This window comes from Actinomadura sp. (assembly GCF_044508335.1).
Classification (GTDB): Bacteria; Actinomycetota; Actinomycetes; order Streptosporangiales; family Streptosporangiaceae; genus Spirillospora.
Window position 1 is genome coordinate 9,991 of record NZ_JBIQHY010000035.1, and the last position, 19,812, is coordinate 29,802.

The window sequence follows — 19,812 nt, forward strand, 5'->3', positions numbered from 1 at the left end:
AGGCGGCCTGGCGCACCCTGAACACCGGCACCGTGAAGATCAACGCGGTGTTCGGCGGCGCCCCCGGCGGCGCCGCCGCCCCGCGCCGCGCCAGCGGCCACGGCTTCGGCTACGGGCCCGAGCTCCTGGACGAGATGACGTGCGTGAAGGTCGTCCATCTGCAGACCGCGATCCCCTGACCGCCGCCGCGGCGGCAGCGAGCCGCGGTGCACCCATCGCGACGACCGCGCCCGGGGTCAGACGTCCGGGCCGGTGGTCTTCGCGGGGACCGACAGGTAGCGGGTCACCAGGCGGGCCACGAAGTGCGCGAACGCCTCCGGCGGGCCGGAGGGCAGCATGATGTGGCTCATCGTGAGCCGTACCGCCGCGTCGGCGACCTCGGTGAGCGCGTCGCGGTCCAGGTGCGGCCACTGCCGCAGCGCGTGCTCGGCGATGCGGGCGCTGGCGGTGAACAGCACCGGCTCGGCCTGCGTGGTGAGCAGCGGCAGCATCTCGTCGCCGCCCGCGCCGGTGAGCACCGCCTTCTTCAGCTGGTCGTCCGCCGACGTCTCCAGCGTGTACGTGACCGCGGCGACCACGGCGGAGTACACGTCCTCGTGCTCGGACAGCACCGCGTCGATGCCGTCGAGGTAGCGCTCGTTGTCGCGGACCACGACCGCCTGCGCCAGGCCCCACTTGTCGCCGAACTCGTTGTAGACGGTCTGCCGGCTCACCCCGGCGGCCTCCGCCACGTCCCGCATGCGGACGGCCCGGTAGCCGCGCTCCACCAGCAGGTCGGCGGCGGCGTCCAGCAGTGACTCGCGCACGGAACGTCCGGCGGTGCCCATCAGTCGTCGTTCCTCCGGGGCTGGTCGGGGCTCCCATTATCGCCCGCCGCCCGGCGGCGCGGCCATCACACCGCGCCGCCGCCGCGGTCGAGCAGGTGGGCGAGCGGGAGCGTGGCCGCGCCGACGGCGACGGCCTCGGGGCCGAGGTGGCACGGCTCGATCACGGTCTGCGCGAACGGCTGGCGCAGCGCGTACGCGGCGGTGGACTCGATGACGCGGTCCAGCATCCGGCCGCCGATCAGCAGCCCCGCCCAGCCGCCGATGATGATCTTCTCGGGGCTGAACAGGTTGACCAGGTCGGCGATGCCCGCGCCCAGGTACTCGGCGATGTCGTCGCGCAGGGCCGCGGCGGCCTCGGACGGGTCGGCGAGCAGCGCGGCGAGGGCCTCCTCCTCGTCGGTCCCGGCCGGGCCGCCCGCCGCCCGGTAGCGCTCCAGCAGCGCGGTCGCGCCGACGTAGGACTCCAGGCAGCCGCGCGACCCGCAGCGGCACCGCGCGCCGCCGACCCGCACGGTCGTGTGGCCCCACTCGCCGGCGCTGCCGGCCGCGCCCCGGTACGGCGAGCCGTCGATCATGACGGCGGCGCCGACGCCGGAGCCGATGAGGGCGACGACGGCGTTGCGGTTGCCGCGGCCGGCGCCGAACCACATCTCGGCCTGCCCGAGCGAGGTGGCGCCGTTGTCGATGAACAGCGGCAGGTCGGTGCCCGCGCGCAGCATCCGCTCCAGCGGCACGGCCTCCCAGCCGACGGTCTGGCAGTGCACGACCGCCTCCGGGCCGTGCTCGATGACCCCGGGGACCCCCACCCCGACGCCGATGATGGACGCCGGGTCGACCGACGCGCCCTCGATGACGGCGGGCAGCCCGGCCAGGATGTGCCGGACGACGGCGCGCTCGTCGTGCCCGCCGTCCCCGAGCGGGAAGTCGGCCTTGGCGAGCTGGGTCAGCTCCAGGTCGAACAGCTCGACCATCACCCGTGTCTCGCCGACGTCCACGCCGATGAGATGGCCGTAACCGGCCGCCGTCTTCAGCAGCACCCGCGGGCGGCCCCCGTCGGACTCGACGCTGCCCGCCTCCACGACGAGCCCGGCGTCGATCAGCTCGGTGACGACGTTGCTGACCGAGGCGGGGCTGAGGCCGGTCTCCCTGGCCAGGTCCTGGCGGCTGAGCGGCCCGTCGAAGTACAGCCGCCGCAGCAGCACCGACCGGTTGGTGCGGCGCAGGTCGCGCACGGTCCTCCGGCGCCGTTCCGGCATCGGGCCCCCTTCTCCCGCGGCCGCCGCGCGGCCGCGTCCCCCGAGTTCTCAGGTCTTGACCGGACCATTATGTCACTGCTTAGATCACGACGTGAAATAAGGTGTGATCTAACTCTCCGAGTGATCCCGCCTCACTCCGGATCGGAAGGCCGAGCCGATGCGTCATACCCCATTCGCAGGACGGGCCGCGGCCGTCCTCACGGCAGGACTGCTGGTCGCCACCGCGGCGGCGTGCGGCGGCGGAACCGCGTCCGGCGGCGGGAACGGCGACCCGAAGACGCTGACCTACTGGGCCAGCAACCAGGGCGCCGACATCGCCGCCGACAAGAAGGTGCTGGGCCCCGAGCTGGCCAAGTTCGAGAAGCAGACCGGCATCAAGGTCGAGCTGGAGGTCGTCCCCTGGACCGACCTGCTCAACCGCATCCTCGCCGCCACCACCTCCGGCCAGGGGCCGGACGTCCTCAACATCGGCAACACCTGGTCGGCGTCGCTGCAGGCGACCGGCGGGCTGCTGCCGTTCGACGACGCGACGATGGCCGAGGTCGGCGGGGCCGGCCGGTTCGTGCCCGCCGCGCTCGCCTCCGCCGGCGCCAAGGGCGAGCCCCCGGCCGCCGTGCCGCTCTACTCCCTGGCCTACGGCCTCTACTACAACAAGAAGATGTTCGCGGACGCGAACCTGGAACCGCCCAAGACCTGGCAGGAGATGGTCGAGGCCGGGCGCAAGCTCACCAAGGACGGCAAGCACGGCATCGCCATCGAGGGCGCCAGCATCCCGGAGAACGTCCACGCCGCCTTCAACATCGGCCAGATGTACGGGGCCGACTTCTTCACCGCCGACGGCAAGCCGCAGTTCGCGACGCCGCAGGCCGTCAAGGCGGTCAAGTCCTACATCGACCTGCTCGCCAAGGAGAAGATCGCCGCGCCGGGCAACGCCGAGTACTCGGCCAACCAGTCGATCAACGACTTCGCCACCGGCAAGGCCGCGATGCTCATGTGGCAGGCCACCACCAGCGGGCTCACCAACCTCGGCATGAAGCAGGGCGACTGGGGCGTCGTGCCGCTGCCGAAGCCGTCCCCCGCGCCGCCCGGCGGGCGCGACATCACCTCGATGGTCGCCGGCATCAACATCGCGGTCTTCAAGAACACCGACAACCGCGACGGCGCGCTGCAGTTCGTGAAGTTCATGACCGGCGACGCCGAGCAGAAGATCCTCAACAAGGCCTACGGGTCGCTGCCGGCCGTCACCTCCGCGCAGAACGACCCGGCGTTCGACACCCCCGACCTCAAGGTCTTCAAGGACATCCTCGCCACCAGCGCGGCGCCGCTGCCGCAGGTCCCGGAGGAGAGCCAGTTCGAGACGGCCGTCGGCACCGCCATGAAGGACCTGTTCGCCGACGCCGCCGCCGGCAAGCCGATCACCGAGGAGCGAGTGCGGGAGAAGCTCGCCGCGGCCCAGGAACAGATGGGCAAGTAGCCGGATGACGACAGCGGACGTCTCGGCCGCCCGCACGGGCGGCACCGGGGATCCCCGGCCCGGGCCCGCCGCGGCCCGGCCGGGGAGGAGGCGGCGGCTGCGGCTGCCGCCGAAGGCGCTGCCCTACCTGCTGCTCGCGCCGGCGGTCGCCGCCGAGCTGATCGTGCACCTGGTGCCGATCGCCGTCGGGATCTGGATGAGCTTCAAGGAGCTGACGCTCTTCTACATCCGCGACTGGTCGCGGGCGCCCTGGACCGGCCTCGGGAACTACCGGGTCGCGGTCGACGTCGACGGCTCCATCGGCGCGGGCCTGCTCCGGTCGTTCCTCGTCACCGTCGCCGTCACGGTGCTGGCGGTCGGGACGTCGTGGCTGCTCGGCGCCGCCGCCGCGATCCTCATGCAGGAGCGGTTCCGCGGCCGCGGGCCGCTGCGCGCGATCTTCCTCGTCCCCTACGCGCTGCCCGTCTACACCGCGGTGATGACGTGGGCGTTCATGTTCCAGCGCGACACCGGCATGGTCAACCACATCCTCGCCGACCAGCTGCACGCCACCGGCGGCGGCCGGCCGTTCTGGCTGATCGGCGACAACAGCTTCTGGGCGCTGGTCACCGTCATCGTGTGGCGGTCGTGGCCGTTCGCGTTCCTGGTGCTGATGGCCGGGCTGCAGAACATCTCCCGCGACCTGTACGAGGCGTCCGCGCTGGACGGCGCCGGCGTGTGGCGGCAGATCCGGCACATCACGCTGCCCGCGCTGCGGCCGATCAACCAGGTGCTCGTGCTGGTGCTGTTCCTGTGGACGTTCAACGACTTCAACACGCCGTTCGTCCTGTTCGGCAAGGCCGCGCCGGACGGCGGCGACCTGATCTCGGTGCACATCTACCACGCGTCCTTCGTCACCTGGAACTTCGGGACGGGCTCGGCGATGTCGGTGCTCCTGCTGCTGTTCCTGCTGCTGGTCACGGCGGCGTACCTGCTCGCCACCTCCAGGCGGAGGCCCGCGCATGGCTGAGACCCGCAGATCCCGCAGGGCGCCGACCGACCCGCCCGCGTCGTTCGCGTGGACGCGGCGGATCGTGCTGACGCTGCTGGCGGTGTTCACCCTCCTGCCCGTCTACGCGATGGTCAGCTCGTCGCTGAAGCCGCTGCGGGACGTGCAGGGCGCGTTCCGCTGGATCCCGTCCGAGCCGACGGTCCGCCCCTACATCGACATGTGGTCGACCGTCCCGCTGGCGCGGTACTTCGCGAACAGCGTGATCGTCGCGGGCGGCGCCACGCTCGCGTCCGTCGCGATCGCGATCGGCGCCGCGTACGCGGTGAGCCGGTACCGGTTCGCCGGGCGCCGCGTCTTCACGGTGACGGTGCTGTCCACGCAGATGTTCCCGGGGATCCTGTTCCTGCTCCCGCTCTTCCTGATCTTCGTGAACGCGGGGAACGCGACCGGCATCGCCCTGTACGGCAGCCGCGGCGCCCTCATCCTGACCTACCTGACGTTCTCGCTGCCGTTCTCGATCTGGATGCTCGCCGGCTACTTCGCCTCGATCCCGCGCGAGCTGGACGAGGCGGCCCGCGTGGACGGCTGCGGCCCGATGGGCGCGCTGCTGCGGGTGATCGTCCCGGCGGCGCTGCCCGGCATCGTCGCGGTCACCGTCTACGCGTTCATGACCGCCTGGGGCGAGGTGCTGTTCGCCTCCGTCATGACCAACGAGCAGACCCGGACCCTGGCCATCGGGCTCCAGGGCTACTCCACCCAGCACGAGGTGTACTGGAACCAGGTGATGGCCGCCTCCCTGGTGGTGAGCGTCCCCGTCGTCGCCGGGTTCCTGCTGCTCCAGCGCTTCCTGGTGGCCGGCCTGACCGCCGGCTCCGTGAAATGACCCGTCCCGAACGACCAGAGGGAGACCCGTGCCCATCGACGACCTGACCGCGTTCGGACCCGGCTTCGCCTGGGGGGCGGCGACCTCCGCCTACCAGGTCGAAGGAGCCGTCGCGGAGGACGGCCGCGCGCCCTCCATCTGGGACGCGTTCTGCCGCGTCCCGGGCGCGATCGCCGGGGGCGACACCGGCGACGTCGCCTGCGACCACTACCACCGCTGGCCCGAGGACGTCGCCCTGATGAAGGCCCTCGGGCTGCGCGCCTACCGGTTCTCGATCGCCTGGCCCCGGGTCCTGCCCGCCGGGGACGGCCCGGTCAACCCCGCCGGGCTCGCGTTCTACGACCGGCTCGTGGACGCGCTGCTGGAGGCGGGCATCGAACCGCACGCCACCCTCTACCACTGGGACCTGCCCCAGGCGCTCCAGGACCGCGGCGGCTGGCCGTCCCGCGACACCGCCGAGCGGTTCGCCGAGTACGCCGCCGTCGCCGCGGGGGCGCTCGGCGACCGCGTCGCGTCGTGGGCGACGCTGAACGAGCCGATCTGCGCCGCGTGGATCGGGCACCTGCAGGGGGCCATGGCCCCCGGCGTCGCCGACATCCGCGCGGCGGTGCCCGCCTCGTACCACCTGATGCTCGCCCACGGGCTCGGCGCGCAGGCCGTCCGCGCCGCCGCCCCCGACGCCCGCGTCGGCATCGTCCACCTGCTCACCGACTGCGAGCCGGGCAGCGACCGGGACGAGGACGCCGCCGCGGCGCACCGCGAGGACGGCCACCACAACCGCTGGTGGCTCGACCCGGTCTTCGGGCGCGGCCTGCCCGCCGACATGATCGAGGCGTACGGGGTGGAGCCGCCGGTGCGGGCGGGCGACCTGGAGGCGATCGCCGCGCCGCTCGACTGGCTCGGCGTCAACTACTACCGCCGGTCGGTGATCGTCGCCGACCCCGGCGGGCCGCCCCCGGGCACCCGGCAGATCACCCCGCCGGGGACGCCCCGCACGGGCATGGACTGGGAGATCCACCCGGACCGGCTGGAGAAGATCCTCGTCCGGGTCGCGCGGGAGTACGCGCCGCCCAGCGTCATGGTGACCGAGAACGGCTCCGCCTACGCCGACACCGTGACCCCGGACGGCGCCGTCCACGACGCCGAGCGCACCGCCTACCTGGAGGCGCACCTGGCGGCGTGCGCGTCCGCGATCCGCGCGGGCGTCCCGCTGGACGGCTACTTCGCCTGGTCGCTGCTGGACAACTTCGAGTGGGCGTACGGGTACGCGCAGCGGTTCGGGCTCGTCCACGTCGACTTCGCCACCCAGCGGCGCGTCGTCAAGGACAGCGGGCACCGCTACGCCGAGATCATCCGCGCGCACCGCGACCTGGCGACGGGCGCGGTCGCGGCCGGCGGGTAGGCCGGCGGGCGGGCCTGCGCCCCGCCCCGCCCGCCCGGCTCTCTAGAGTGTCGGCCAGAGCGACGTGAGGAGGGCCGGGTGGGCGGGATCCTGGTGGCCAACCGCGGGGAGATCGCGCTGCGGATCGTTCGGGCCGCGGCCGAGCTGGGCCTGCGGACGGTCGCCGTCCGCACCCGCGACGACGCCGCCTCGGCGCACGTCCGCCGCGCCGACGAGGTGCGCGCGCTGCCCGGCGAGGGCGTCGCCGGCTACCTCGACGCCGACGCGCTGCTGGCCGCCGCGAAGGACGCCGGCGCCGCCGCCGTCCACCCCGGCTACGGCTTCCTCAGCGAGAACGCCGCGTTCGCCGCGCGCTGCGCCGCCGCCGGGCTGGCGTTCGTCGGCCCGCGCCCCGAGCTGCTGGAGCTGTTCGGCGACAAGGCGCGGTCGCGGGACCTGGCCCGCGAGGCGGGCGTGCCCGTGGCGCCGGGCACGGGCGGCGCGGTGAGCCTGGCCGGCGCCGAGGCGTTCGCCCGCGAGCACGGCACCGTGATGCTGAAGGCGCTCGCCGGCGGCGGCGGACGCGGCATGCGCGTCGTCGCCGGCCCGGACGAGATGGCCGCCGCCTACGAGCGGTGCCGGTCCGAGGCGCTCGCCTCGTTCGGCGCCGGCGACCTGTACGCCGAGAAGTACGTGCCGCGCGCCCGCCACATCGAGGTCCAGGTCGCCGGCGACGGGACCGGCGCCGTCACCCACCTGTGGGAGCGCGACTGCAGCGTCCAGCGGCGCCACCAGAAGCTCATCGAGGTCGCGCCCGCGCCCGCGCTGCCCGGCCGGGTCAGGGACGCGCTGCTGGACGCGGCGCTCCGCATGGCCGCCCGCGTCCGCTACGACGGCCTCGGCACGTTCGAGTTCCTCGTCGCGGGCGAGGAGTTCTGGTTCCTGGAGGTGAACCCCCGGCTCCAGGTCGAGCACACCGTGACCGAGGAGATCACCGGCGTCGACCTGGTGAAGGCGCAGATCAGGCTCGCGCTGGGGGAGGGCCTCGCCGACGTGGGGCTGGCGGGGCCGCCGGCCGCCTCCGGCTGCGCCGTCCAGGTGCGGGTCAACGCCGAGACGATCGACGCCGACGGCGCGCCGCGGCCCCGCGCCGGGACGCTGACCGCGTTCGCGCCGCCGTCCGGACCGGGCGTCCGCGTCGACACCTGCGGATACGCCGGGTACCGCACCAGCCTGCGCTACGACCCGCTGCTCGCCAAGGTGATCGCCCGCGCGGAGGACCTCCCGGCCGCCGCCGCGCGGGCGCACGGCGCGCTCGGCGAGTTCGAGATCGCGGGCGTGGCCACGAGCATCCCGCTGCTCCAGGGGATCCTGCGGCATCCGCGGTTCACCGCCGGCGGCGCCGGCACCTCCTTCGTCGCGGACCATCTGGCCGAGCTGCTGGACAGCGAGCACCGCCGCTACCACCCCGAGACCGCGCGCGAGCCCGAACCGGAGGCCGCGGCCGCGGTGGACGCGCCGCCCGGCACGGTCGCCGTCCCCGCGCCCATGCAGGGGACGGTCGTGAGCGTCGAGGCGGCCGAGGGGGACGCGGTGCGGGCCGGTGCGCCGGTGCTGGTCCTGGAGGCGATGAAGATGGAGCACGTCGTCCGCGCGGGGGAGGCGGGCGTCGTCCGCGCGCTGGCGGCCGCGCCCGGGGACACCGTCGCCGAGGGCGCGCCGCTGCTGTTCGTCGAGCCCGCCGACGACGTCGGCGGGGACCACGCCGCCGAGGAGGAGGAGGAGGCCGACCTCGACGCGATCCGCGCCGACCTCGCCGAGACGCTGCGGCGGCACGAGATCGGCCTGGACGCGGCCCGCCCCGAGGCGGTCGCCGAGCGGCACGCGCGCGGGCGCCGCACCGCCCGCGAGAACATCGCCGACCTGTGCGACCCGGGGACGTTCGTCGAGTACGGCGCCCTCGCGATCGCGGCGCAGCGGCGGCGCCGCTCCCTGGACGACCTCATCGAGCGCACCCCCGCCGACGGCATGGTGTGCGGGATCGGGGACGTCAACGGCGAGAAGGCCGTCGTCATGTCCTACGACTACACGGTCCTGGCCGGGACGCAGGGCCACCAGAACCACCGCAAGACCGACCGGATGCTCGACATCGCCCACCGCCGCCGCCTGCCGCTCGTCCTGTTCGCCGAGGGCGGCGGGGGACGGCCCGGCGACACCGACACCTCCGCGGTCTCCGGCCTGGACGTCACGACCTTCCACGCCATGGGGCGGCTCAGCGGCCTCGTCCCGTCCGTCGGGATCGCGTCGGGGCGCTGCTTCGCCGGGAACGCGGCCCTGCTCGGCTGCTGCGACGCCATCATCGCCACCCGCGACGCCAACATCGGCATGGGCGGCCCCGCGATGATCGAGGGCGGCGGCCTCGGCGTGTTCGCCCCCGAGGAGATCGGCCCGATCGCCGACCAGGAGCCCAACGGCGTCGTCGACATCGTCGTGGACGACGAGGCGGAGGCCGTCGCCGCCGCCCGCCGCTACCTCTCCTACTTCCAGGGGCCGCGGGAGGAGTGGGCGTGCGACGACCAGCGCGTCCTGCGGCACGTCGTCCCGGAGAACCGCAAGCGCGCCTACGACGTCCGCCGCGCCGTCCGCCACCTCGCCGACACCGGGTCGGTGCTGGAGCTGCGCCGCGCGTTCGGCGTCGGGATCATCACCGCGCTGGTGCGGATCGAGGGCCGCCCGATGGGCCTCATCGCCAGCAACCCCGCGCACCTCGGCGGCGCCATCGACCGCGACGCCGCCGACAAGGCCGCCCGGTTCCTGCAGCTGTGCGACGCCCACGGCCTGCCCGTCGTGTCCCTGTGCGACACCCCGGGGTTCATGGTCGGCCCCGACGCCGAGCGCACCGCGACCGTCCGGCATTTCAGCCGGCTGTTCGTCATCGGCGCGAACCTGCGCGTCCCGATCGCCGCGATCGTGCTGCGCAAGGGCTACGGGCTCGGCGCGCAGGCCATGGCGGGCGGCGGGTTCAAGGCGCCGCTCGCGACCGTCGCGTGGCCGACCGGAGAGATCGGCGGGATGGGGCTGGAGGGCGCCGTGCGGCTCGGGTACCGCAAGGAGCTGGCCGCCGCCGAGGACCCGGAGGCGCTGTTCGAGCAGATGGTCGCCGCCGCCTACGAGTACGGCAAGGCGCTGCACGCGGCCACGGTGTTCGAGCTGGACGACGTCATCGACCCCGCCGACACGCGCCGCTGGATCACGACGGTGTTCGCCGGAGCCCCGCCCGCGCGGGACCGGCCCCGGCGGTGGATCGACACGTGGTGACGCCCCGGCCGGCGTCCCGGTAGGCGTCCCGTACCCGGGGGTCGGCGCGGACCTCCGCGGGCGCGCCGGCCGCGATCATCCGGCCGCCGTCCAGCACGTGCAGGACGTCGCACACCCCGAGCACCGGCTCCAGCTCCCGCTCGACGACCAGCACCGCGAGCCCGCCGGCGGCCAGGTCGCGCAGCAGCACCTCCAGGGCGCGGGCGCGCCGCTCCGGGAGGCCCGCCCACGGCTCGTCCAGCAGCAGCACGGCCGGGTCGGCGGCGAGGGCCCGCGCCAGGCCGGTCAGCAGCGCGATGCCCGGCGGCGCGGTGCGCGCGCAGCGGTCCGCGTACTCCTCCATGCCGAGCCGGGCGATGATCTCGTCGGCGCGCGGCCCGGCGTCCCGCCGGGCGTCCAGGCGGCGCCGCCACCGGTCGCGGGCCGTCCGGCCCGGCTGCTCGCGGGTGAGCGCGTGCCGCGCGGCGGCGGCCCGCACCGCCTCCCGCACGGTGCGGGAACCGGCCGGCGCGGGGGCCGCGCGGGCGATGCCGCGCCGGGCCCGCTCGCGCGCCGCGCTGCCGGTCAGGTCGGCGCCGCCGAGGTGGACGGTGCCCGCCGCGGGGCGGCGCAGCCCGGCGATCACGTCGCACAGCGTCGTCTTGCCCGCGCCGTCCGGGCCGACCAGCCCGGTCACCGTGCCGGGCGGCGCGGTGAGCGCGGCCCCGTCGACGGCCGTCAGGCGGCCGAACCGGACCGTCACGTCGCGGACCCGAAGACCTTCTGCGGCGGTCATCCGCACCTCGGCTCACTGTGATGTGGATCACTGCGGACCCACACCCTATAGACGCGCCGGGGCGGCGGCAACGCCTCCCGTCAGGGGGCCAGGCGGTCGCGGGTCCACTCCTTGACGCCGGCGATGAACGCGTCCACGTCGGCGGCCTTGCCGGAGGCCATCTCGTCGAACCAGGCCGGCACGTACCGCTCGAACCTCCCGCTGTCCAGCACCTCCAGGACGGCGTCGGCGACCTCCCGCGGCGGCAGCGCGTCGGACAGGTCGCTCAGCGGCGGCTCGTTGCCGGGCAGCGTGAACAGCTCGGTGCCCGCGATGAGCGCGGGCTGGACGACGTGGGCCTGCACGCCGGTGCCGTCCAGGTCGACGGCCATGCTCTCCCAGAACGCCGTCAGCGCCGCCTTGGACGCGCCGTAGGCGCCCTCGTGCGGCGGGCCGAGCCGCGCCGCGACCGACCCGATCGCCACCAGGTGGCCGCGCCCGCGCGCGATCATGCCGGGCAGCAGCGCGAGCGTGAGCCGCACCGGGGAGGCGTAGTTCAGCCGCATCACGTCCTCGGCCTCGGCGGGGGACAGGTCCTGCACGCGGCGGCGCTTCGGCGCCCCCGCGTTGTTGACCAGCACGTCCACGCCGCCGAACTCGCGCTCCACCGCCGCCGCCAGCTCGCCGATCCCGTCGAGGTCGCCGAGGTCGGCCGTCCACATCGCCGAGCCGGGGGAGTGCTCGCGGCACCGGGCGAGGACCTGCTCCAGCCTGTCCTTGCGCCGCGCCACCAGCCCGACGCGGGCGCCGGCCGCGGCGAGCGCCTCCGCCACGACCGCGCCGATGCCGGACGATGCTCCCGTGACCAACGCGGACCGTCCCGTCAAAGACACCATGCCGCACAACGTCACACACGCCCCTCCGGCCGGGCAAGGCGAAGCGCCGCCGACCCTCCGCATCGGCCGGTGGGGTGGCGGGTTCCGCTCACACCCCGCCGCTCACCGCCCCTCTCACCACGGAGGTCCGCACGCATGCCCGCCGGAACCGCCGGCACCGGCGGACCGGAGACACTCGCCGCCGAACGCGCCCACCTCGCCGAGTCCCGCGCCGCCCTGCGCCGGCGCGCGGCCTCGCCCGCCTCTACGTCGCGCCGACCCGCGCCGTCACGTCACTGACCGTCCTGCACCGGTCCGGCCTCCCCGCCGGACTGGCGGAGCCGTAGCCGGCCCGCGGCCGGCTCGTCGCGGCACGGCTGCGGGCGCAGGCCGTCGAAGGCGATGCGCAGGACGTCCTCGCGGGCTCCGGCGCGTCCGGCCGCGTAGGACATGCCGGCCAGCAGCGCCATGACCTCGGCCGCGCCGACGTCGGCGCGGACGGCTCCGGCCTGCTGCGCCCGTTCCAGCAGGACCCCGAGGGCGGCCCGCAGGCCCGGCCCGGCCCTCCCCGTGGCCTCGCGGGCGTCGACGCCGGCCTCGGCCAGCGCCTCGGTGACGGCGTGCTTCGTCGCCGCCTGCGCGACCACCCGGGCGAAGAACCCGAAGAACGCCCGGCCCGGGTCCGCGGCCGACCGCAGCTCCTCCGCCTCGCCGGCCAGCCGCTCCAGCAGGGTGACGAGGACGGCCTCCAGCAGCGACTCCTTGGTCGGGAAGTGCCGGAACACCGTGCCGATGCCGACGCCCGCCTTCCGCGCGACCTCCTCGGTGGAGGCGGCGGTCCCCTGGACGGCGAAGACCTCCTCGGCCGCGGCGAGGACCCTGGCGCGGTTGCGGAGGGCGTCGGCGCGCATGGGCCTGCCGGACGCGGGTGAGGTCATCGCGGCCTTTCCGTTGACATACGGAGTCTTGACTCCGTATTTTCTCATACGGAGCACGGACTCCGATTGTAGGGGAGAGTCATGTCCGAGTTCGCCAGCCCCCGGGCCGTCTTCCAGCGGCTCATCGACGGGATCACCGCGCGGCGGCCCGACGACCTGCCGCGGCTGTACGCCGCGGACGCCGTGGTCGTGCACCCGTTCGCCGATCCCGCCTCGCGCCTGGAGGGCCGCGAGGCGCTGCGCGGGCACTTCGCCCGGTTGCGGACCCTTCCGATGGAGCTGAAGGCCCGCAACGTCGTCGTCCACCAGACCGCCGACCCGGAGGTGATCATCGCGGAGTTCGAGTACGAGGGCCGCAACACCGAGACCGGGCGCGAGTTCGTCGTGCCCAACATCTTCGTGCTGCGCGTCCGCGACGGGCACATCGTGGAGTCCCGCGACTACGCCCACCACCGCGCCTTCGACGAGGCGATGGCATGACGTCCGCCCCGGGCGGCGGCACGCCGCGCGAGGTGTTCGGGCGGCTCAGCGCGGGCATCTCGGCCGGCCGCTGGGACGAGCTCGCCGCCCTGTACGCCGAGGACGCGGTGGTCGACCAGCCGTTCGCGCCGCCGCCGGCGCCCTCGCGCCTGGAGGGCCGCGCCGCGATCGACCGGCACTTCCGCGCCGCCGCCCGGGGCCCCATCGAACTGCGGGCCCGCAACGCGGTGGTGCACGACACCGCCGACCCGGAGGTCGTCGTCGCCGAGTTCGACTACGACGGCCGCGTCACCACCACGGGGCGGACGTTCCGCGTCGCGAACATCCAGGTGCTGCGGGTCCGGGACGGCCTGATCGTGGAGACGCGCGACTACCACGACCACCGGAGGCTGGCGCGCGCGGTGCGGGGCGGTTGACTCGGCGTCCCGGTTGACTCGGCGTCCCGCGGGTTTCTAGGGTGGACCTGCCATACCGACCGGTTGGTATGTCCGGAGCGGGCGGCCCGGCCGCCGTCCGCCGACCCCTCGCGGAGGTCCGCCCTGTGAGCACAGCACCGCCCGACGCCGACGAGCTGAGCAGGCGGGTCGGCGAGTTCCTCGCCGCACACGACCCCTCGGCCATGGAACCCCTGGAGTTCCTGCGCGCCCGCTTCGACGCCGGGCTCGCCTGGGTCCACTACCCCGAGGGGCTCGGCGGGCTCGGCGCCCCGCGGCACCTGCAGCCCGCCGTCGACCGGGCGTTCGCCGAGGCCGGTGCGCCGGCCAACCATCCCGAGCGCAACAGCATCGGACTCGGCATGGCCGCGCCGACGATCCTCGCGTTCGGCACCGAGGAGCAGAAGCGCCGCTTCCTGCGCCCGCTGTGGACCGGCGAGGAGGTGTGGTGCCAGCTGTTCAGCGAGCCCGGCGCCGGCTCCGACCTCGCCGCGCTCGCCACCCGCGCCGTCCGCGACGGCGACGCCTGGACGGTCAACGGCCAGAAGGTCTGGACGTCCTTGGCCCACGAGGCGCGCTGGGCGATCCTCGTCACCCGCACCGACCCCGACGTCCCCAAGCACCGCGGGATGACCTACTTCGTGTGCGACATGACCGCGCCCGGCGTCGAGGTCAGGCCGCTGCGGCAGATCACCGGCGAAGCCGAGTTCAACGAGGTGTTCCTCACCGACGTGCGCATCCCCGACGAGCACCGGCTCGGCGAGGTCGGGGAGGGCTGGCGGGTCGCCACCACGACGCTGATGAACGAGCGGGTCGCGATCGGCGGCAACGCCGCCCCGCGCGAGAGCGGCATGATAGGCGTGGTCGCCGCGCTGTGGCGGGACAGGCCCGAGCTGCGCACCCCCGGCCTGCACGACGCGCTCATGCGCGCCTGGGTGGAGACCGAGGCGGCCCGGCTCACCGGGGCGCGGCTGCGCCAGCAGCTCGCCGCCGGGCAGCCCGGCCCCGAGGGCTCGGGCGCCAAGCTGGCCTTCGCCAAGCTCAACCAGGAGGTCTCCGGCCTGGAGCTGGAGATGCTCGGCGAGGACGGCCTGCGCTACGACGACTGGACGATGCGCCGCCCCACCGGGGTCGACTTCACCCGCCGCTCGCCCGGCTACCGCTACCTGCGCGCCAAGGGCAACTCCATCGAGGGCGGCACCTCGGAGATCCTGCGCAACATCATCGCCGAGCGCGTCCTCGGCCTGCCCGGCGAGATCCGCGTCGACAAGGACGTGGCGTGGAAGGACCTGCCCAAGTGAGCGACCTGCTGTACTCCGAGATCGAGAACGACCTGCGCGCCGGCGTCCGCGAGCTGCTCGACGACAAGGCGCCCTGGAGCTCGGTGCTGGCGGGCACCGAGAAGGACGAGCCCTACGACGCCGGGCTGTGGCGCGCCCTCGCCGCCCAGCTCGGCTGCGCGGGCCTGCCCGTGCCCGAGGACCTCGGCGGCGCCGGCGCCACCTGGCGGGAGACCGCCGTGGTCATGGAGGAGCTGGGCCGGACCGCCGCGCCCGTCCCGTTCCTGACCAGCTCGGTCATCGCGACGGCCGCGCTGCTGGCCGCCGGGGAGCGCGACCTGCTCGCCGAGCTGGCCGCCGGGAGCAGGATCGCGGTCCTGGCCGTGCCGTTCAGCACCGCCCCCGGGGACGAGGTCCCCGCCGTGCAGGCGGCGGACGGGACGCTGACCGGCGAGGTCACCAGCGTCGCCGACGGCATGGCCGCGGACGTGTTCCTCGTCCCGGCGTCCGGCGCCCTGTACGCGGTGGACGCCGCCGACGCCCGCCGGACCGCGGTGACCTCGCTCGACATGACCCGGCGGCTCGCCGACGCGGCCTTCTCCGCGGCGCCCGCCCGGCGCGTCGGGGACGTCGGCGCCGCGCGCGCCGCGCTGCTGACCGGCGCGGCGATGCTGGCGTCAGAGCAGCTCGGGCTCGCTCAGCGCTGCCTCGACGACACCGTCGCCTACGTGAAGACGCGCTACCAGTTCGGCCGGCCGGTCGGCTCCTACCAGGGGCTCAAGCACCGCCTCGCCGACCTGTGGACGTCGATCACCCAGGCCCGCGCGGTGGCCAGGCACGCCGCGTCCTGCGCGGCCGCCGGCGACGGCGACGCGCCGGTCGCGGCGGCCGTCGCGCAGGCGCACTGCTCGGCCGTCGCGGTCAAGGCCGCCGAGGAGTGCGTGCAGATGCACGGCGGGATCGGCTTCACCTGGGAGCACCCCGCGCACCTGTTCCTGAAGCGGGCCAAGGCCGACTCGATCGCGCTCGGCACGCCCGACCGGCACCGGGCGGCGCTCGCGGCCCTGGTCGACCTGCCCCCGGCCTGACGCCCGCCCGGGCGGCCCCGGACGCGGGGCCGCCCGGGTCAGCCGGTGATGACGGCCAATATCCGCGTCCCGCGAGGGAAGGCGCCGCGCTCGGCCAGGGCGAGGACGCCGAACATCATCTTGGCGGTGTAGACGCGGTCGAGGACCAGGCCGTGCCGGTCGGCGAAGTCGTCGACGAAGGCGTCCAGCTCGGGGGTGCGCTTGGCGTAGCCGCCGAAATGGAAGCCGTTCTCAACGCGCCAGTCCCCCCGTCGCTCGCCGTAGGTCTCGCGCTGGAGTCGCTCCACCTCGCCGTCCATGAAGCCGCCCTTGAGCACGGAGAAACCGATGGCCCGCTGGTGCGGGGCCAGGCCCGCCGCCAGGCCGGCGAGCGTCCCGCCCGTCCCGCAGGGGCAGCACACCACGTCGAAGCCCGGCACCTCCGCGCCGAGTTCCGCGCACCCCCGGACGGCCGGCGCGTTGCTGCCGCCCTCCGGGAGCAGGTAGAAGTCGCCCCACCGCTCGCGCAGCGCGGCGACGACGTCCGGCTCGTGCTTGCGCCGGTAGGTGGTGCGGTCCATGTAGGCGAGGCGCATGCCCATCCGCTCGGCGCAGGCCAGCGAGTCGTTCAGCGGCAGGTGCTCCTCGCCCCTGATCACGCCGATCGTCCGGAACCCGTACAGCCTCCCGGCGGCCGCCGCCGCGCGGATGTGGTTGGAGTAGGCGCCGCCGAACGTCAGGAGCGTCCCGTGCGCGCGGGCCGGTCCGAGGTTGTGCTTGAGCTTGCGCCACTTGTTGCCGGGCAGCTCCGGATGGACCAGGTCGTCCCGTTTGAGGAACAGCCGCAGGCCCCGCCGCTCCGCGCGGTCGTCGGCCAGTTCGGCGACGGGGGAGGTCATCGCGGCGGCGTCATCCCGGCATCGGCAGCCGGAGCTTCTCGCGGAGCGTCCGCTGCACCTCGTCGATGCCCGGCCGGGCGTCCACGGTGACGACGTACTCCTTGCGGCCGAACAGCTCCAGGATGGGGTCGGTCTTCTCGTGGTACTGGCGCAGCCGCTCGGCGAGCGCCTCCTCGGTGTCGTCCTCGCGGGTCACCAGCTCGCCGCCGCACACGTCGCAGCGCCCCTCCTCGGTGGGGCGGTCCGCGATCAGGTTGTAGTCCATCCCGCACCGGGAGCACAGCCGCCGCGCCAGGACCCGGCGGCGCACCTCCGCGTCCGGCAGGTCGAGGTGGATCACCCCGTCGATGTCGTAGCTCTCCAGGAAGAACTCGGTCTGCCGCCGGCTGCGCGGGAAGCCGTCGATCACGAACCCGTAGTTCCAGTCGTGCTGGCCGAGCCGCTCCCGGACGACGTTCTCCGCCAGGTCGTCGCCGACCAGCTCGCCGGCCGCCATGATCCGGCGCACCTGCGCGCCCAGCTTGGTGTGGTTCTTGACGTGCCAGCGGAAGATGTCCCCGACGCTGATGTGCACGATGTCCAGATCCCGCGCGAGCAGTCCCGACTGGGTACCCTTGCCGCTGCCGATGGCCCCGATGATGACGTACTTGCGCATGGGCTCCAGCCTAGGGCGGGGCGGTCAGAGCGGCAGCCGCAGCCGCCGCCCCAGCCTGCGGAAACGCGAATCCTGGACGTGCTCGGGCGACTCGTCCGACACGGCCAGCCCCTCCATCAGGGTCTCGAACGAGGGCTGCCGCACGCACACCAGCGTCGCGCGGGCGCGCCGCGCGCAGTGCAGCCGCACCGACGGCCGCAGCAGCCGGGAGACCGGGCCGCGGGACCCGTGCCCCACGACCAGGATGTCGTCGTCGCCCGCCAGCCGCACCAGCGTGGCGCCCGGCTCCCCGACCAGCGCCAGCGCGGTCAGCTCCACGCCCTCCGGCGGCCCGCCCGACACCTCGGTGAGCAGCCGCGCGATGAGCTCGGCGCCGGAGCCGCGCAGCGCCTCGGTGATGCCGCAGCCGAGCTGCCCGGCCGCCGACACGTGCGGCGGCAGCGGCGCCGCGTGCACGACCAGCAGCGGGAGCCGGCGCAGCCGCGCCGCGCCGATCGCCCAGGAGAGCGCGCAGCGGGCGCCCGCGGAGTCGTCCACCCCCACCACGACACGGGGGCCGCCCTCCGGTCTCGCGATCACGATCCCTCCTGTGCGCCGGGTGCCAGGTAGTTTAGGCGTACCCGCTCCGAGGGGGGAGTGCCACGTTCGGGAAACGCGGGTTTCCGATGAACGGGTCTCCGATGAAGGCGCGCCCCCTGGACCGGCCGCCGCCGCACGCGGCACACTTCGGGTATGGGCACACCGCACGAGACCGACCCGGCCTGCGCCGTCGCGCACGGCGACGCCCCGCCGCCCGCGGCGGAGCGCACGCTGGTCGCGGTGTTCGCCGGCCAGGTCGCCGACCACCTGCTGCGCTACGGCGCCGACCTCGGCTACCGGACGTTCCTCGTCGACCCCGACAAGGACCGCGAGGGCGCCGCCGACCTGCCGCCCCTCGACGGCACCGCCGACGTCGTCGTCACCGACCACCACCGCCCCGAGCTGGGGCCGGTCCTGCGCGACGTGCTGACCCAGCCCGTCCGGTGGGTCGGCGTCATGGGCAACCCGCGGCACCCGGCGCCGCACATCCCGGCGCTCACCGAACTCGGCGTCCCCGCGAGCGACATCGCCCGGGTGCACCGCCCGATCGGGCTGAACATCGGCTCCAGGTCCCCGGCGGAGATCGCCATCGCCACCCTCGCCGGGCTGATCGCCGACCGCAACGGCCGCCCCGGCGGCTTCGAGTTCTAGTGCGGTCCGGGTCCTAGTGCGGGCGGTCGCCTACGACGCCTTCGCCGCGCCGCCGTCCGTCCGCGAGCTGCCCGACCCGCCCGTCCCGGCGGGCGGCGCGGTCATCCGCGTCGAGGCCACCGGCGTGTGCCGCAGCGACTGGCACGGCTGGCGGGGCCACGACCCCGACATCCGCGCCTTCCCGCACGTCCCCGGCCACGAGCTGGCCGGCACGGTCGCCGAGACCGGCGCAGGCGTCGCCCGGCACCGCCCCGGCGACCGGGTGACCGTCCCATTCGTGTGCGCCTGCGGCCGCTGCCCGTCCTGCGCGGCGGGGGACCAGCAGGTGTGCGAGGCCCAGACCCAGCCGGGCTTCACGCATTGGGGCTCGTTCGCCCACTACGTCGCGATCGAGAACGCGGACGTGAACCTCGTCCCGATACCCGATGAGATGTCGTACACGACCGCCGCCGGGCTGGGCTGCCGGTTCGCCACCGCGTTCCGGGCCGTCACGGCGCAGGGCGGCGTGGCCGCCGGGCAGTGGGTCGCCGTGCACGGCTGCGGCGGCGTCGGCCTGTCCGCCGTCATGATCGCCGCGGCGGCGGGCGCCCGCGTCGTCGCCGTCGACGTCTCGCCGCGGGCCCTGGAGCTGGCGCGCCGCTGCGGCGCGTCCGCGGTCGTCGACGCCTCCGGCCGCGACGACCCCGCCGCGGCCGTCCGCGACGCCGCGGGCGGCGGCGCGCACGTCTCCCTCGACGCGCTCGGCAGCCCGGCGACCGCCCGCGCGTCCATCGAGTCGCTGCGCCGCCGCGGCCGGCACGTCCAGGTCGGCCTGCTGCCGCCCGGAGCGGGCCGCGCGTCCCTCCCGATGGACCGGGTCATCGCGTGGGAGCTGGAGATCGCCGGCAGCCACGGGATGGCCGCGCACGCCTACGGCCCGATGATGGAGCTCGTCCGCGCCGGCACGCTGCGCCCCGAGCTGCTGGTGAGCCGCGTCCTCGCCCTGGACGACGCGCCCGCCGCCCTCACGGAGATGACCGGCCCCGGCATCACCATGATCGAACCCCACCGGTAGGAGCCCCGCCCGCCGG

19 protein-coding genes are annotated in these 19,812 nt (G+C 74.9%); 11 read left to right on the top strand and 8 right to left on the bottom strand.

From position 1 onward, the window contains the following. Window positions 1-236 precede the first annotated feature (236 nt). A complete protein-coding gene (locus ACIWVC_RS14930) occupies window positions 237-806 on the bottom strand; it encodes a TetR family transcriptional regulator (protein ID WP_396446243.1) in 570 nt (189 codons plus the stop codon). An 86-nt stretch (window positions 807-892) separates the two neighbouring features. Continuing rightward, the gene (locus ACIWVC_RS14935) at window positions 893-2,083 is read right to left on the bottom strand and encodes an ROK family protein (protein ID WP_396454239.1); all 1,191 of its coding nucleotides are present in this window, start codon (window positions 2,081-2,083) and stop codon (window positions 893-895) included. A gap of 157 nt (window positions 2,084-2,240) precedes the next feature. Here ACIWVC_RS14935 and ACIWVC_RS14940 point away from each other — a divergent pair, with 157 nt between their 5' ends. From ACIWVC_RS14940 to ACIWVC_RS14960, 5 genes are all read left to right on the top strand, one after another. After that, the gene (locus ACIWVC_RS14940) at window positions 2,241-3,557 is read left to right on the top strand and encodes an ABC transporter substrate-binding protein (RefSeq protein ID WP_396446241.1); all 1,317 of its coding nucleotides are present in this window, start codon (window positions 2,241-2,243) and stop codon (window positions 3,555-3,557) included. Window positions 3,558-3,561: 4 nt separating this feature from the next. After that, a complete protein-coding gene (locus ACIWVC_RS14945; protein ID WP_396446240.1) occupies window positions 3,562-4,566 on the top strand; it encodes a carbohydrate ABC transporter permease in 1,005 nt (334 codons plus the stop codon). Then, window positions 4,559-5,431, top strand: coding sequence for a carbohydrate ABC transporter permease (locus ACIWVC_RS14950; protein ID WP_396446239.1), 873 nt, complete (start codon window positions 4,559-4,561; stop codon window positions 5,429-5,431). The genes ACIWVC_RS14945 and ACIWVC_RS14950 overlap by 8 nt, the downstream gene beginning before the upstream one ends. A 28-nt stretch (window positions 5,432-5,459) precedes the next feature. Beyond that, window positions 5,460-6,833: a GH1 family beta-glucosidase gene (locus ACIWVC_RS14955; protein ID WP_396446238.1), complete on the top strand. Its 1,374-nt coding sequence runs from the start codon at window positions 5,460-5,462 to the stop codon at window positions 6,831-6,833. 78 nt (window positions 6,834-6,911) lie between these two features. After that, window positions 6,912-10,130 carry a carboxyl transferase domain-containing protein gene (locus tag ACIWVC_RS14960; RefSeq protein ID WP_396446237.1) on the top strand — a complete coding sequence of 1,073 codons (3,219 nt, stop codon included), beginning with the start codon at window positions 6,912-6,914 and terminating at the stop codon, window positions 10,128-10,130. Here the strand turns inward: ACIWVC_RS14960 and ACIWVC_RS14965 are convergent. The 3 genes from ACIWVC_RS14965 to ACIWVC_RS14975 form a co-directional block, all read right to left on the bottom strand. Further along, on the bottom strand, window positions 10,063-10,905 hold the full coding sequence (locus ACIWVC_RS14965) for an ATP-binding cassette domain-containing protein (protein ID WP_396454240.1): 843 nt from the start codon (window positions 10,903-10,905) through the stop codon (window positions 10,063-10,065). The two genes, ACIWVC_RS14960 and ACIWVC_RS14965, sit on opposite strands and share 68 nt — an antisense overlap. Window positions 10,906-10,985: 80 nt before the next feature. Then, window positions 10,986-11,780: an SDR family NAD(P)-dependent oxidoreductase gene (locus ACIWVC_RS14970; RefSeq protein WP_396446235.1), complete on the bottom strand. Its 795-nt coding sequence runs from the start codon at window positions 11,778-11,780 to the stop codon at window positions 10,986-10,988. A 272-nt stretch (window positions 11,781-12,052) separates the two neighbouring features. After that, window positions 12,053-12,697, bottom strand: a complete 645-nt coding sequence (locus tag ACIWVC_RS14975) for a TetR/AcrR family transcriptional regulator (protein ID WP_396446234.1) — start codon at window positions 12,695-12,697, stop codon at window positions 12,053-12,055. An 81-nt stretch (window positions 12,698-12,778) separates the two neighbouring features. Here ACIWVC_RS14975 and ACIWVC_RS14980 point away from each other — a divergent pair, with 81 nt between their 5' ends. From ACIWVC_RS14980 to ACIWVC_RS14995, 4 genes are all read left to right on the top strand, one after another. Next, a complete protein-coding gene (locus ACIWVC_RS14980; RefSeq protein ID WP_396446233.1) occupies window positions 12,779-13,177 on the top strand; it encodes a nuclear transport factor 2 family protein in 399 nt (132 codons plus the stop codon). Continuing rightward, window positions 13,174-13,593, top strand: a complete 420-nt coding sequence (locus ACIWVC_RS14985; protein ID WP_396446232.1) for a nuclear transport factor 2 family protein — start codon at window positions 13,174-13,176, stop codon at window positions 13,591-13,593. The genes ACIWVC_RS14980 and ACIWVC_RS14985 overlap by 4 nt, the downstream gene beginning before the upstream one ends. A 125-nt stretch (window positions 13,594-13,718) precedes the next feature. Then, window positions 13,719-14,912, top strand: a complete 1,194-nt coding sequence (locus ACIWVC_RS14990) for an acyl-CoA dehydrogenase family protein (RefSeq protein ID WP_396446231.1) — start codon at window positions 13,719-13,721, stop codon at window positions 14,910-14,912. Beyond that, window positions 14,909-15,979: an acyl-CoA dehydrogenase family protein gene (locus tag ACIWVC_RS14995; protein ID WP_396454241.1), complete on the top strand. Its 1,071-nt coding sequence runs from the start codon at window positions 14,909-14,911 to the stop codon at window positions 15,977-15,979. Before ACIWVC_RS14990 ends, ACIWVC_RS14995 begins: the two co-directional genes overlap by 4 nt. 38 nt (window positions 15,980-16,017) lie before the next feature. Here ACIWVC_RS14995 and ACIWVC_RS15000 read toward each other — a convergent pair whose 3' ends face one another. Genes ACIWVC_RS15000 through ACIWVC_RS15010 form a run of 3 tightly spaced genes read right to left on the bottom strand, consistent with a single transcriptional unit; the run spans window position 16,018 to window position 18,091 of the window. Then, on the bottom strand, window positions 16,018-16,857 hold the full coding sequence (locus ACIWVC_RS15000) for a 1-aminocyclopropane-1-carboxylate deaminase/D-cysteine desulfhydrase (protein WP_396446229.1): 840 nt from the start codon (window positions 16,855-16,857) through the stop codon (window positions 16,018-16,020). Window positions 16,858-16,867: 10 nt separating this feature from the next. After that, entirely contained in the window at window positions 16,868-17,512 is a 645-nt protein-coding gene (locus ACIWVC_RS15005; RefSeq protein WP_396446228.1) for an adenylate kinase family protein, read from the bottom strand. Between the two features lie 24 nt (window positions 17,513-17,536). Next, window positions 17,537-18,091 (bottom strand): universal stress protein, encoded by a 555-nt coding sequence (locus ACIWVC_RS15010; RefSeq protein WP_396446227.1) that lies wholly within the window; start codon window positions 18,089-18,091, stop codon window positions 17,537-17,539. Between the two features lie 153 nt (window positions 18,092-18,244). Between ACIWVC_RS15010 and ACIWVC_RS15015 the strand changes: the two genes are divergently transcribed. Both ACIWVC_RS15015 and ACIWVC_RS15020 read left to right on the top strand, forming a co-directional pair. Beyond that, on the top strand, window positions 18,245-18,742 hold the full coding sequence (locus ACIWVC_RS15015; RefSeq protein WP_396446226.1) for an XdhC family protein: 498 nt from the start codon (window positions 18,245-18,247) through the stop codon (window positions 18,740-18,742). 16 nt (window positions 18,743-18,758) lie between these two features. Further along, a complete protein-coding gene (locus tag ACIWVC_RS15020; protein WP_396446225.1) occupies window positions 18,759-19,796 on the top strand; it encodes a zinc-dependent alcohol dehydrogenase family protein in 1,038 nt (345 codons plus the stop codon). Window positions 19,797-19,812 lie beyond the last annotated feature (16 nt).